At 42.9% G+C, this 14,494-nt stretch carries 4 protein-coding genes; 1 reads left to right on the top strand and 3 read right to left on the bottom strand.

The genetic code is table 11. The features are described 5' to 3' along the window. The 3 genes from K2Y18_01540 to K2Y18_01530 form a co-directional block, all read right to left on the bottom strand. Nucleotides 1-5,479: hypothetical protein (locus K2Y18_01540; GenBank protein ID MBX9804417.1), on the bottom strand; the 5,479-nt coding region annotated here is incomplete at its 3' end. A gap of 20 nt (nt 5,480-5,499) precedes the next feature. Then, on the bottom strand, nt 5,500-6,651 hold the full coding sequence (chrA, locus tag K2Y18_01535; GenBank protein MBX9804416.1) for a chromate efflux transporter: 1,152 nt from the start codon (nt 6,649-6,651) through the stop codon (nt 5,500-5,502). Nucleotides 6,652-6,698: 47 nt separating this feature from the next. Beyond that, complete coding sequence (locus K2Y18_01530) at nt 6,699-12,392, bottom strand: hypothetical protein (protein ID MBX9804415.1); 5,694 nt, start codon at nt 12,390-12,392, stop codon at nt 6,699-6,701. 432 nt (nt 12,393-12,824) lie between these two features. Here K2Y18_01530 and K2Y18_01525 point away from each other — a divergent pair, with 432 nt between their 5' ends. Continuing rightward, nucleotides 12,825-14,453: an ATP-binding cassette domain-containing protein gene (locus tag K2Y18_01525; protein ID MBX9804414.1), complete on the top strand. Its 1,629-nt coding sequence runs from the start codon at nt 12,825-12,827 to the stop codon at nt 14,451-14,453. The last annotated feature ends 41 nt before the right edge of the window (nt 14,454-14,494 follow it).

Raw genomic sequence — 14,494 nt, 5'->3', positions numbered from 1 at the left:
CATATTTGATGGCATCCGTAAACAAATCCCATATATATTCACACGGCAGAGCGCGCTGAATGCATAAAACTTGGTATAAATACGCTTTTTCATAAGCCACTTTTTTTGCCTTTTCGGGGTCAATAGCCTTATAAATATTGTTCGACGCACAATCAACGGCCTCAGCCAACTTCGTGTCAAGACCAAGGGCTACATAAGTTTCCTTAAGTTCTATCGCTCTCGTAATGGAAGCATCAACCGCTGTAGCCTTGTCATATAACTTATCGTATAACGATTCGAATTCATCTGAGGCCTCAGACAATGAAGGAGGGTCCTCCTCAAGGATTTTAAATATGGAGTCGATGTTCTTTTTGAAGTATCTTTTTGAAACGGTCACCAATAATCTATTGAGAAATACGACGATCTTATCAGTCGTTGAAAGAGCGGCTTCTAGGATTTTCTTTTTATCAGCTTCTGTGTACTGAGACTGATATTGAGCCAAGTTTTGTTGAAAGAGTACCGCAGCTTGATTGGCCCTTTGAAGGCGTTGAACGAAATCTTTGTATGTCGATTCAGAACTAACACTCCTTAAGACGTTTGACATTAATTCCTGCTTGCGTTTGTCAACATCCGCAACTATTGAATCCAGCCTTGAGGCCTCCTCAGTCAACTCTGGGAGTCCTTCGCAAGATCTAGAAATCGGAGGAGGGCATTCCGAAAGGGTCCAAACCATATCCGTTATTGTCGTTGCTAACCGATATAGGTAGTTTTGTGTTTTTTCTGCAGTTGAAATGACCCCCTCGAGTTGAGGCGTCTCTGTTTTAAGTTGCAGATGAAAGTTGTTGGCTACCACTGCGAGTGCGTGGGCTTTATCCATGATGGTGTTGTCTAGTGCAATCGAACAATTATGATCAAAGGCTTGAGCTATTAAACTGCGCGCTGTGGCGATTAGTTCGGATGTCTCTTGAGAGAGTTTTGCTCTCTTTTCTTGCAGGGTATCAAACAACTTATTGAGCTCTTCTAGGGATCCAGAGAGTTCGGGTGGTTCCTCGCACAAGTTTCTAAAGATAAAAGGAAAGCCACAGAGGAGATCGTTTTCAGATAAGCACGTTAATAGGGAACTGACAAAACCTATTGCATCTTCTGAAGCTGACTTTACCCCTTTAAGATTGGGCAATTCTCTTCTCAGGTCTTGATCAAAGTCGATCACAGTTTGTGAGGAGACTCTTATAGACTCAATGAATTCTTTCCATTCTTCTGAGATCAGGTCATATATACTTGAATAAGTGAGATAAACTTTCGAATAGTGTTTAGGTTTTGCCAAATTATTTAAGGCTTTCAGACTCTCTTTATAAAGATCAGCTGCACGATATAATAAGTTAAGTCTCTCCAATCTAATGGGGATTGCTTTGGCGGCTACAACTAGTTTTTTTGCTTCGTTGATATAGTGATTTGCCACGCCCTTTTTTATGGGATCATTCTCATCCAAGCATTCTGCTCGTTTGGCACGACCACAATCTGGAGTTGGATGGGAATCAACAAAGTCGAGAAAATGGTCCCTTAACTCTTCATTTCGGGTGTTTCCTAGTAAAGATCTCACGACATGGACAGGGTTCGAATCAAGCGCATCCAGAAGTTCCTCTTCTTTGGGATCCTCAACCGGAACGCCCCTTGTTGACAAGTCTCTCAACAGTTCTGTTGTTTGGGTTAAATAAGAAGCTAAATCCCAATCGATCGTAGAAGGCATTAGGGTAGCGAGCTGTGGGATGCCTTGAATGGTTTCTGTGGCTTGAATTGTGTTGGGTAAAGGTTGATATTGCTGTCCACTGCGTTGAAGGAGGTTGGCACTATCACCTTGCAGATCTTCCAGTGTCTTTCTAACTTGTTCTATGAGAGCATAATGTTCTTGGGTCGGCCAGTAAGCGTCGCCTAACAAGTAGAGCGACTCATTCAAAATTGTATGGACGATTTCACACCAATCGATTCTAGCAGCTATATCGCTGCAGAGTCTAGCTGCCTTGCAGGCAAAGATGAGGATATCCCAAGAAACTTCTGGAGCGGACTCAGTGCTGCCTGTTTCTTTCGCACGCATAGAAAAGTTCAAAAATAGCTCATTTAACTCGCTCTGGGAGAGTGTGCTTATTGAGCTTCCGGTATTTTGAGTAGACGCATAAAGTTCTACCCATTGTTCTCCTTCATCGTATAATCTTTCCATAGCCTCTGGATTAGTGACTTTAGAAGAGAAGTCAAAGCACATCTCAAAATACCGTTTCTTCTCTTCTTGAGTGGGGTTTTCCGGGTTTTGAAATGAACCCTTGAGGTAGTTTAATTGCTTTACAAAGTACAAAAGTTGTAAGCTTGGGTTGTGCTCCAAAAAATTTCCCGCGAAATCTAATGTTTCAAAAGCGGATTTGTAAATGGCAGGGTTCACTCTCTGATTAGAGCCATTCATTTTGGCGAACAATTCATACTGCTTAATTAATGTGTCCACATAAGTGGCAAGAATCGCACAGCATCTTTCAACAAATAAAGGCTCTCCTTGATTCATTTTAATGGCTTCAACAACGATTTTGCTCGCACGTGGGAGATATTCCAGGCTTTTTTTGGCAACTGGATCTGTCATGAACTTTTCCAAATACTCTATGGACTTTCGACAATATACACTAATCTTGTTGGAATGATGTTTATTAAGACGACTTGCTATTGCAATATAGGTTTCGGCGGCAAGCTCTGTTACCCCAAAATCATTCTCAGGATATTGACCAACATGAGATTCCAGACACGCGATGGCTTTGTGAAAACAAAATTCACTATTATCAGCTTGTCGGCTACTAGTGGAATCTATAGCATCGGCAAGCTTCATATAAAGCACTCGCATTTTATTCCAGTCCCCTTTTGTACAGAGTAACGCAATTTTTTTCTCTAAATGAGTGATTGCTTTCTTATAATAGATGCACCTCCTCTCTGACAGATCTTCAAGAAGCAGGTCAGCGGCACGAACGTAACCATGAGCCAGAAATTCATGCTGAGCGGCTTCTTCACCCTTATTGTGAGGGGAGTTGGGATTCTCCAGATATTGTATATATCTCTCCAAATGGTAGGCCACTATCTGAGAGGCTTGTAATATAAGATGGCTTTCGGTTAATCCACGTAAAACTTGCCAATATCTTTCTGCAACTTTGATGTGGCCGTTATCTTTCAGAGGTTTGTCACCCCAGGCAAGAGCGCATTTCCGTTCAAACTTAATACTTAATGTTACTAATTGAGTTTTAAGTGTTCGGAAAACAGCTTCATCGGGAATGGCTTTTTGTTGAGCTGTCCCCTCAAGATCTTCAAGCGCTTTGAAAGTCCGTTCGCTGGCCAGTTGATAGTCCTTTGGTGGTGCTTCGTCTCCACATATTTCGAAATACCGAAGATAAACATCCTTAAGTCGTGTGTAAAAGGCGATTTTTGCTCCCAAATCAGGAGAGTAATCCTCTTTGCCTCTGTCGAAACTTTCTTGAGCTTCTTGGAGAAGACATTGTCTCTCCTGAAGGAGGTTGCAAGCCTCTTCGAGAAGAGCTTTATAATCTTTTAGAAGAGTTTCAATCTCATTAAGCGTCTCGATTTCCGTTAGGTCATGCTTTGCTAAAAGTTCTTCTCTAGATGACTTTTTGCTCGTTTCTATACCCAGATTAAAAGCCTTGAGGACTTCAGCATAGGTGTGCAAATAAGTTTTGAGAATATCGATCGTATTTTTGATTGCACGGATTTGGGTACTGCTTGTTTCTTGGGTCTGGACATACTCTACGGTTTGAGTTCGTTTAAAATAGGGAAGAATGTTATTTATAAAAGTGTCTGATTCTTTCAGGGCGGTCAATTTGAGATAAATGATGTTTTCTAAAATAGATTTATGGGCTTGTAAGTTCCGATTCCGTATGTGTTTTTCCTTTTCAGCGGTCAAAACATCCAGATCCGTTTGCAAGGTTGCAAACTGACCAACACAAGGGAGGGATTCAGCTTGTTCTTTTTCAGGGGGATTCTCTTCCCGCCATTTTTTCTCTTCTCTGTTAATTTCCTCTATGCATTTAAACTCCTTGTCTTCTAAATCAACGATTGTCATTTGGCAAGAGTCTATTGCATTTTTATAAGGAAGCTCTTCTGGTTTTTTTGGCCTCGGCATCTGCTTAGATTGCTCACTATCGTCCCTAAAACTTTCTGATCGGGATAAAATCTTTGGGCTCCCTTTCTGTGTGTTTTTAGCAGCTTCACGCGCTTGAGCTTCTCTTGTCACTTCAGCACGTTGTTTGCCCTCAAATTCTCGCTTTTTTTGTTTCGCCTCCAGGATTCGAGCTTTAAAAAGGTCTTGTTTTTCTCTTAGCTCTCTCAGGAGTTTAGAGTCTGGCTTTGGATCACCTTCAACAGAGAAAAAGGACGAGTTGGTCTCATAGTATATTTTAGATCCCTTGTGGTTGAGCCATTTCGCAAGGAGGCAAGCGCGTTTACAGAGCTTAAAGAGCCTATATGATCTTGTGTTATGATGATTATCGACTACAATAAAACTGAGTTTGCCCCAGGGCTCAATACGCCTCCTATCTTTCCACTCCGTGGCGAGTAACAGTTTAATAAAGTCTGTTTCTTCGTGAAGAAAATGGCGTTCATTCCGAGGAAGGTCAAAATAGCTTAGAAAAAATACGAATAAATGCTTGTTGCCATTGGGAGTGAACAATGCCATTCGACCGATATCTTCCAAACAATTTTCCCGAAGGACCTTTTCAAGCTCCTCTTTTTCTGAAGGAAGGCTTCTTGTGTTCGGGTCTTTTTCTATAAGAAAAAAGGGGTTGAGGGCAAGGTATTTTCTGGCAAGCGGGTGATGAAGTTTAGCGGCGTGGATCAAGGCCTTTCGATGACATTCCCATAGGTCGTATGCATTTGTATCTGTGATCATTTTTGCTTGTGGAATAAATTTATTCTTATGTTGGAGATAGACGCGATCTTTTTGGGGCACGTCTCGGAAGTAGCTTTGAAAAAATTTGAAAGCCATCTTGGCGCCATTATTGTCGGCGACAAGGAAACTTTGGTTCTCCTGATCGGAGCCTTCCGAAAATAGTTTTTTGAGCTTTGCTTTCTTGGATTCAGGAGAGGTAAAATCCTTTGGCTTTTCAGTTTTCGTTGGCGTAGAAGGGTAGGTTCGTGGGCTTAAGGCTAGATGGTAAGTTTTTGGAGACTGCTTGTGGGCTTTACCTTCCTTCTTTGTTCCATCCTCTTCTAAGGCTTCTTCAAGCTTTAGTAAATCCAACAGGGAATGTCCAACATTTCCCCCGGCAATGTAAGTTTCGCCTCCAATATTAAATTCATGAAGGACAATAGCTTTCTCCTCCATGGCCCCCGTAGAGACGATGGAAAAAGTAAAGAGGGCAAAAAGGATGAGGGCTACCAATGATGAAAAAACGGTCGTCTTTTCAGGCGGAAATGGCACGTAACTTGATTTCAAAACCATATTGGTTTGTTTTGGGTTCACTTAATTGTTATCCTCGATTGTTACCCAATAATAGACTTTACCAAAATCCCAACACTCCCCGCAAGGAGGAGCCACACAGGTTCGCGAATTTTTTTAAATTTTATAAGGGCAACGCCAGTAGCAATAAAGATGAGAAGGGTGAAAACGTCTATGATGGCGCTTCTTCCAAGAGATAAAGTAGCTCCCGTAATGACGCCAGAAACGGCGATGGTTATACCTTGAACAAAGGCCTTAAGTCCCTCGTGGTGCGCGACGCGATGAAAGTGAGGAGCGAAGATAATCACACATAAGAAACAGGGCAAAAAGATCCCAAAGGTTGCGGCAAATGCGCCCTTAATTCCGGCAATCAAATATCCAATGAAGGTAATAGCCAAGACAATGGGGCCTGGTGTGATCATACCGATACTGATGGCATCAATGAATTGACGCTCCGTAATCCAGTGATAGGTGTGAATCACCCCCTCGTGAATAAACGGAATGATTGCATACCCACTGCCAAATACGACCGTGCCGGCCCAAGCAAAATAGAAAAAGAGCTTGAAAGAAAGATGGTTGCTACTGAGTGCTTCAATACTGATACCAAAGGGCAAGAAGAGGGAAGCAGAAATGAATCGGGGCGGCGCCTTGATCATCCAGACCAAAAACCCAGATGCGAGAATCGCCCAATAAATGGGAATGGAAGTGGCAGCGGCGATACCAACATTACCCGCAAATAAAGCCCATAACCAAGCGTCGCCAGCTACAATCATTTTTGATAATTGATAGGCATTGCGAAGAACAATAGCAATAACGGCCGGAGAGATTCCATAAAGGAGAGAGCGGGCCCACCCAACATCTCCATAATGGGGATAGGCGATAGCAATTCCTAGAATGAGTAAAAAGGCAGGCAGTGTAAAGGCGATCAGAACTGCTGCTGCACCAACTATACGGGCATGTGTCCATCCAATATATATGGCGAGCTGTGTGGCAAGTGGTCCCGGGCATAGACTTGCGAGCGCAAGTCCATTCAAGAATTCCGCATGGCTAATCCATCCCCGCTTTTCCATGAGGTCTCGGCGAATATAGCCAATGAGGGCGAACGGTCCCCCAAAGCCGACACTCCCCAGGTAGAGGAAATAACGAATCAAATCCCAGAGGGACGGGGCACCGGTGTAGGGAGCGATGGGTTTCATGTATTAACCCTAACGTGCCGGAAACACGGACGTCAACGGGGTGTCACCTATCCATCTTTAAATTTAGTCGTCTCATCGGATTTTCTTACGTTAGGAGTGATGATATCCTTACTCCTTGCCCCAGAGATTCTAGGACTCGTTCTGGAAGATAGACGGTCAGTGGATCCAGTACTTTTTGGTCTCTCGCTCTTTTTGTCGTTCTTTTTTGTATCGGCACGTAATGAAGGAGAGATGATCATCTCAGTTTTCTTGCGTCTTTTTGTAAGATCAACAATTCTTCCTAAGAATGTGAGTCCTTCGGGGTTTCCCTGGGGGGCACTGTACCAGTCAACTTTAGGGGGGCTAGACCGTGAAATTGGGGAGGCTGCTTCTTCCTTTGGAGATTTTGGTGTCGTTGGAGTTTGTGTACCCCCACCCGGCGTTGTTGGCGTTCTTGGCGTCTTCGAATTCCTGGGAGTCTCTTGCTTTTGAGGTGAAAGCTGTGGGCTCATATTTGCCAGTTTTACTCTTGGTACCCGAGATGCTCCTTTTGCTTGATTTGCCTGATCTTCCCTAGCTTTGGGTTTTAAAGGTGATTTTTGCAAAGTTTCTATTCTATCCTGAGAACTCGAATCTACACTGTTGCTTCTGGTCCGGCCAGCTTGGGCTCTACTCACGACTGGACTTGAAGGAGCGCTGGGTAAGTCGCTTTCAACATCTGAGCCTTTTCTTGAGCGCACTCGAGGAGGAATCGCCTTATTTGAGCTTGATTCCGTCGATAACCTTGCGAGTCTTTCAGCTTCAAGTTTTCTTGTGAGTTCTTCTGCGTCTTTAAAATGTTTTTCTTTCTTTTTATAGACTCCTGGGCGAGGTGAGGTTATAGGCCGGGGAGAAGTGAGAGGCGTGTTTGGGGTGCTAAAGCCGCTTTGCATTGGAGTGTAGCCATTTTTAGCTTGAGAAAATTCTAACAGTGCGATTTTGGTTATTTCAAAATAAGTCACGTCATCCCACGAAAGATCTCTTACCGGTAAGACATTTATCCCGACTCTGGTGAGCTGTTCGGTGATTCTCCATAGAATGTCTTGGGCTTCATTAAGTTGGGGGGCATTCTTAGCCCCAACTAGAAACATTTCTGTAAAAGAGCGGCAGATCCCCAGAAAGTCCGTCATCTCATCATTTATGAGAAATTTTGCTTCGGAATCAAGAACGGATTTCTCACCAAAAGGCTTTAAAAACTCTTCGGCGTAGTCAAAACACTTTAGAAAGTGGGTGTATCTAGCTTTTGGATCACGTCTGCAAGTAGCCGTGTCAAAGCTACATTTGGCCAGTCCAATGAGATCAGATGGGTTCTTTTGCAGCTTCGATGCATCCTTTAAGTACTTTGCTGCAAAAGTGACAAAATCTCCTAAAACATCAACCAATAACCATTGGACGTCAAGTTGACTCTGTTGGTTTATGGTATACAGCCCGATAAGGCGAAGCTGCTCTAGGGCTGTCCTATTTTCGGAATAAGCAGGACACTTTGTTTTTTTCGCTTTTCTTAGGACAAGGTATGCATTTATATGATTTTCGGCAGCCATTTCGAAGTTCTTTAGGAAGGTGTTTCTATCAAGGCTATCAACCCATTTTTGAGTTACGTTTGCACACAGATAGGTTAAGAAGACATATTGATGAAGAGAATTCTCTTTATCTCTTAAAAGATTACCTTCCTGATCGAACGGGCAAATTCCCTCAGCTTCAACCTTCAGTTCGCTGGCTCTTTGGTAATAGGCTTTTGATAAAAGAGAAGGATTTTTCTCCCGTGTGTGGGGACATTCGAGAGAATTTAAATGATATTTAAGAGCTTGATCAAACGTATTCCATATATTTTCGTTCCAAGGCGCATAACGTAGAACTAAGGTTTGAAATTCATAAGCCCACTTATATGCTGTTTCTTCCTCAGTCTCATCTGCGGGTTTCCAATCTGGATGGTCGATGGTCTTTGAAATAAAGGAAGATGCCCCTCTCAAAGCGATTGCAAGTTTTTCATGTAAGGTAGCTCCCAGTATGTCATTTGTGCGTTTCTGCACCTCGAAGACTTTTTGATCAATTTCTAGAGCTTCGAGATACAGTTCATGGAACTCTTCCCCCAATTCAGATAGGGTAGGGGCGATGGGGTCCATTGGATTAAATACAAAATCAAAACCATCGATAAGCTCAACTTCTGAAACGGTTTTCAGCAAACCTTGGATGTTTTGCTTTGTTCGTTTTGCAATGATCAAAGTAGGTGCATGGGTAAAGTGAGTTGTTTGCAGTTTCTCATGAAAATCAGAAATGGCTTTCACGGTCTCTTTCACTTGCGTTAAGAAATTGGGCCAAATCTTTGTTGATATTAAAAAATACAGATCTTTATAAGCAAGGTAAGTGGCCTTAAAGACAGCATCAGAAGCAAGGAGCCCTAAAGCCTTTGCTCTATTTTCGTAAAGGATGCCAGCTCTTAATAATTGGTTTGTTTTGTCAAGGTCCAGAGCGCTATCTTCAGAATCTGTCTTCACTGCTCTTCTCAATGCGCCGGCTTTCTCTTTAAGAGAAGCAGTTAGGCTGAGTAAATCTTCTTTGTCTGTTTCTAGTATCTGTACTATGTCTTTGGAAGTCGTATCGAGGACTCTGCGATGATGAGTTGTACCAATTGCCAGCCCGCGCGCTTTTCTTGGCAAACCACCAAACAATCCAAGGGCTTTCTTCAAATAGACGGGTAGACGAGGATTCTTTGTAGATTTCACGGTTTCTGATAATGTAGGTAAACTTTCTTCAATAATTTGATGAGCTGATTTTACTCGAACACCGTGTTGGACAAGTTCTTGACTCCGTTGAGTGGAGTCTTTTGTTCGTTCTCGCTCTGGGGGATGACAGCGAATAATCTCGTCAAGCAACTCAATGAGACCATAAAGTTTGGGAGGAGGGTAATAGGGGTGCGGTAATACTATTTCTAATTCATGGGCATATTCTAAAGCACCCTTGCACCATTTTAGCATCGTCTCATTGTCTGAGCAAAAAGCAGCTTCTTTTGCGGCCTCTGCCATGTATCTTATATTTTTCCAGTAAAGGTCGTAAGTTGGTTCTGGTATGCCAGCGTCTAGAGCCCGCCTTATATAATATGTATATTCTGCAAGGAGTTCTTGCCTCGAAGTTTTTACTTTTTGAAGCTTATGAAGGGCAGCTGATCCTTCCATGCCCTTCTTATATAAACGGGCCCTTCCTAATGGATCTGTGACCGTGTCTCCAAAGTCAAAACACAATTTGATAAGGTGCCTTCGTTGTTCCTCACTAAGCTCCTCAGACCTTGGAAGGGATTGTGTATAAAAGTCTAAAGCCTTTAAATAGCAATTAAGTTCAAGAGCGGGGTTATGTTTCAAATATGGAGTAACGAGCATAAATGCCTCATAAACAATTTTATAATCTGATTCTGCCACCCTTATATTCGGACCGGATAATAAAGCTTTTGTTTCGTGCTCAGCAATCCAACAGTCAATGTAATTTGCAAGAGTTGTATAGCATTCATCGACAAAAAGATGTTCCCCTTGGTTCAAAATCATGGCTTCAGTTAAGATCCGTTTCGCTTCAAAAAAGTAGTTCATTTGAACTTTTGCAATTGAATCTGACATGATTTCATCAACAAGGTCGGTTGATCTTTTGCAATAAACTTTCACCAGTTTTCTGTTTTTGGAACTGCTTATGATGCTGGCGACAGATAGGTAGGCTTGAGCAGCGTCTCGTCGCTCTTCCATTGTTTTACCCTGTTTAAAATAATCATCTAAATTTTTAAAGGCCTCACCATAGTGTTTTAATCTTTCATCATCATTTGACGGGGAAGCATCCATATGGTCGCCAAGCGCCTTGAACAAGGTATAGAGTTGATAAAAGTCAATTGCAGAAAATGTTGAATGAGCTTGGTCTTTCTGAGCCATATAGGTTTGCAGATTTGATTTTACGAGTCGCCAGGCATATGCTTTTAACTCTTTATCCTGTGAGATTGCACATAAAGCATCAGAATATTTTTTGGCAAACCTAAGGTATTCCTCTACAGCCAATCTTGGCGGTTGTTCGTCCCCATAAAAAGTGAAAACCCTTTTTGTGAATTCAGTACCTAAGCGATACAATTCTGTCTTGAGCTTTTCGTAAGCTTCTTGGTCAGGCACGGATACTTGTTTGGCTGTGACGACAAGATCTTGGGCAGCTTCAAAGAACCGATCACTTGCAAGTCTATAGTCTTCTAGGGGGACATCATCTCCGAAAACTCGAAAATAGAAAAGATAATGATCTTTAAAGTCAGTGTAATAGGCTAATTTCTTGGACAAATCTTGTGAATATTCTGCTCGCCCTACCCCATATAATCGAGCACTATTCTCGCCTGCTTGTCTCTTGCTCTCTAACTCCACGCTGAGTATGGTTTTATACTCATTTATTAATGAACATAGGGTCTTCAGCTTGTCGATTTCGGCGAAGCCATCGGTATCAAATATGGGGTCAAGTCTTTCAGGAATTGACGTTAGTTGTTCAGAAGTTAAGAATCCCTCAATCGTTTGTGTCGAGTGAAAAAATGAGTTCATTTCGACAAGCATGGGGGGTAAAGAAGTGAGGTCCTTTAGGCATAAAGAAATTAATTTCTGTAAGACATACCTGGCGCTAGCTAGGCATTTATCTTCCAAGTACATATTTTTTAATGAAAGGAGAAGGGCCTTGTCAGTTTGAAGATCTACAAAACTATTTACAAAGGGGTACGGTTTTCTATTGTCAGGGAAGAAATCGGGATTTCGGTCGATAAAACTTTGCGCTTTGGGGTGATGGAGCCAGGAAGCTATAAAAAGGGCTAATTTGCAAAGCTTGAAATGCTCATCGGTCTCTGCGATTTTGACTTGGACTGCTGCCTTTCCAGAAGGGTAATTGCGAACTAATCTTCCCGGTTCTTTGGTCTTTAATTCCTCAACGGACTGTGCAAATTCAGGGTGCACAAACGCTCTTGAGTCTCTCGGATAAGCAAAATAAGTAAAGAAAAAATCATAGAGAAGCTTCGCGCCATGCGGGGTAAAAAAGGCACTGCGCCCTAAATCATCTATGGGTTGATTCTTTAGAAATTCTTTAAGGATTTCTTGATCATCAGGTAAGGGGGAGGCTTCCTTTTCAGCGTTATATTCAATGAACAAAAAACTGTTGTGGGCAAGGATCCTAACAGCCGGCAAAAACCCAAGTTTTGCAGAAGTTCGTAAGGCTGTTAAGTAGGGGGCCCAAAGAATAAAGTCTAAAGCATGGTTAAGCTTTCTGGGGTGAGGAACGAGGTAGAATTTGTTTTTACTAAAGAGTCGATCTTTAAGGGGAATCTGGAAATACTGTTCGAAGATGGTGAACAAAACTTTCCCTCCATCTTTTTGGCGACTACCAAATTCTTCAAGGTCTTTTTCTGTGGAACTATTCAGAAATAACCTGAGTTCATCTACGTTGGTTGGGAGGGTATAATCAAGGCGACGATCATCGGAGGAGATTCTGATGCTATTATCATCTAAAAGTTCATCGTTGACAAACTGTGGACCAATCACATTAGCTCTGTGTTGGTCGGTGCGATACATTCCATAACTCCCATCAGCGGCGGAGAGGGGGACTGTGAACCAGATAGAAAGAAGTAAGGGGATAATAAGGGAAATACGTTTGATATTAAGGTTAAGAAATAAGCTGATTAGCGAAGGTTGTAAGGGGTCTGGGTTATTATTGAGGTTATTAAAAATCATTTTTGATATCCTTCTAACCAAATGCTGTTTTTTGAAAATATTTTTCCATCAATGACCTAAAGTCCATTGTTTTATTGAATATATAAGGAATGGGAGTCATCCGAGGGGGAGATAATAGGGTGAAGTGTGAAATGTGAGAATTTTTTTTCTTCATTTTTTTAGCTTACCGTGCTTGAAATGCCGCCGTCAACAGGGGGGTTTTTACGTATGTCCTCTTGACAGGAGAAAAAAAATCACTACATACATAAAGTAAAGAATTATCGAACAAGGAAGCTGATTATGGTTGCTCGAGGATTTAGCATCACAGGATAGCGTCGCACACGGCTGAAAGGCACGTGTGCCTAATAATCTCTATTACGGTACATCCACTAGAATTGATAACGATTCTGTTGCCTGAAATATATGGCAAAGAATGTGATTAGGAATTGCATTATGATTTATGTTCAAAATATTGTGAAACGTCTCGGCGGCAGAGCTGTCCTGGATGATGTATCGTACCATTTTCCACAAGGGGAGCATATTGCCCTTGTTGGGGATAATGGTGCAGGAAAATCAACCCTGTTAAATATCTTGTGTGGTTTAGATGATGCTGATGAAGGCACGCTTATTAAGCCAAAAGGCCTGGTGCTCGGCTATTTGCCTCAAGAACCAAGCCCTCATCCAGAACCAACCGTTTTAGCGGAATGTCTGGAAGGGGCGATTCGCGTGCGAGCTGTTGGTAAAATTCGTGACCGGTATCTGGCTGAAATGGCTGAGAACTATAGCGATGAGCTTTATGAGGCTTACGACAAAGCGGAAGCAGAGTTTCAAGAGCTGCGCGGGTATGAGGTTGAGTCTGAGGCGAAAAAGTACCTTGTTGGTCTGGGCTTTTCAACATCCCAATTCGATCAAAATCCTTTAGAGCTTTCCGGTGGGTGGCGCATGCGGTTGGAGTTGGCCAAGATTCTGGTGAATAACCCGAACTTTCTCATCCTTGATGAGCCAACAAACCACTTGGACTTGCCAAGTTTGGTGTGGTTGGAGAATTATCTGCAAACCTTTGAAGGGACTTTGTTGTTTGTTTCACACGATCGGGCTCTGCTCAATCGTTTGGCAACCATCACACTCCATTTGCAACAAGGGTCATTGACTGCCTATACGGGAAATTATGATCAGTTTGTGGCCCAGCGGGATCTTGTGAATTTGCAAACAGAAGCCCAAGCGAAGGGGTTGCAGCAGAAGCAAGCCCATCTTCAACTATTCGTTGATCGTTTTGGTGCCAAAGCTTCCAAAGCTGCCCAAGCGCAAAGTCGTCAAAAGCAGATCGACAAGTTGAAAGAGGAGGAAAGTGCTTTGAGACTTCCTCAAGCCCAACGGGTGATTTCTGCTAATTTGAAGATTGCAGCTCCGAGTGGGAAGCAAGTGTTGAAGATGAATAAGGCAACTGTGGGGTATACAACACCCATTGCAAAGAATCTCAATTTGTCAATTCAAAGAGGCCAGCGTATCGCCATTATCGGGGCGAACGGCGTTGGTAAATCGACGTTGGTGAAAACCTTGGCCAGCAGTCTACCCTTGATTCAAGGGGAGCTGGAGCTGGGTCATAACGTGATGCTCGGGTATCATGCCCAAAATCACTTGGACAGCCTGGACTCAAAAGGGACCGCCTTGGAAAATGTGTTGCGGGCAAATCCGGAGCTTTCTGAGCAAAATGTGCGCAGCCTCCTCGGGCAATTTTTGTTGCAAAAGGATGATGTCTTCAAGAAGGTGAGCGTGCTCTCAGGAGGTGAGAAAAACCGCGTGAGCTTGTGTTGCCTTCTGGCTCAGCAAGCCAACTTCCTCATCCTCGACGAGCCGACAAACCATTTGGACATGGCAAGTGCGGATATTTTGGCCTCCACCTTGGCTGAATTTAAAGGAACGATCCTTTTTGTTAGCCACGATCGAGCCTTTATTGACACGGTGGCGACGCACATTTTTGTGGTCGCGAATGCCACCCAGAGTGCTTTGTTTGAAGGCAAGCTCAAAGACTACGAAGAAGTCGCGGAGCGTAGTGGATTCCCCAATATCTTGAAGGGGTAGCCCCACTCTTTCTTCATTAAACGAGGCCCCATATTGGGGCC

This window comes from Alphaproteobacteria bacterium (genome assembly GCA_019746225.1).
In the GTDB taxonomy this organism is placed as follows: domain Bacteria; phylum Pseudomonadota; class Alphaproteobacteria; order Paracaedibacterales; family VGCI01; genus VGCI01.
Note: the sequence above shows the minus strand (reverse complement) of the source record. Positions and strands in the feature narration are given on the sequence as shown.

Excerpts from the sequence above, each read along its gene's own strand:
- K2Y18_01530 (MBX9804415.1), bottom strand. The coding sequence starts at position 12,392 with ATGATTTTTAATAACCTCAATAATAACCCAGACCCCTTACAACCTTCG.
- chrA (MBX9804416.1), bottom strand. The coding sequence starts at position 6,651 with ATGAAACCCATCGCTCCCTACACCGGTGCCCCGTCCCTCTGGGATTTG.
- K2Y18_01525 (MBX9804414.1), top strand. The coding sequence starts at position 12,825 with ATGATTTATGTTCAAAATATTGTGAAACGTCTCGGCGGCAGAGCTGTC.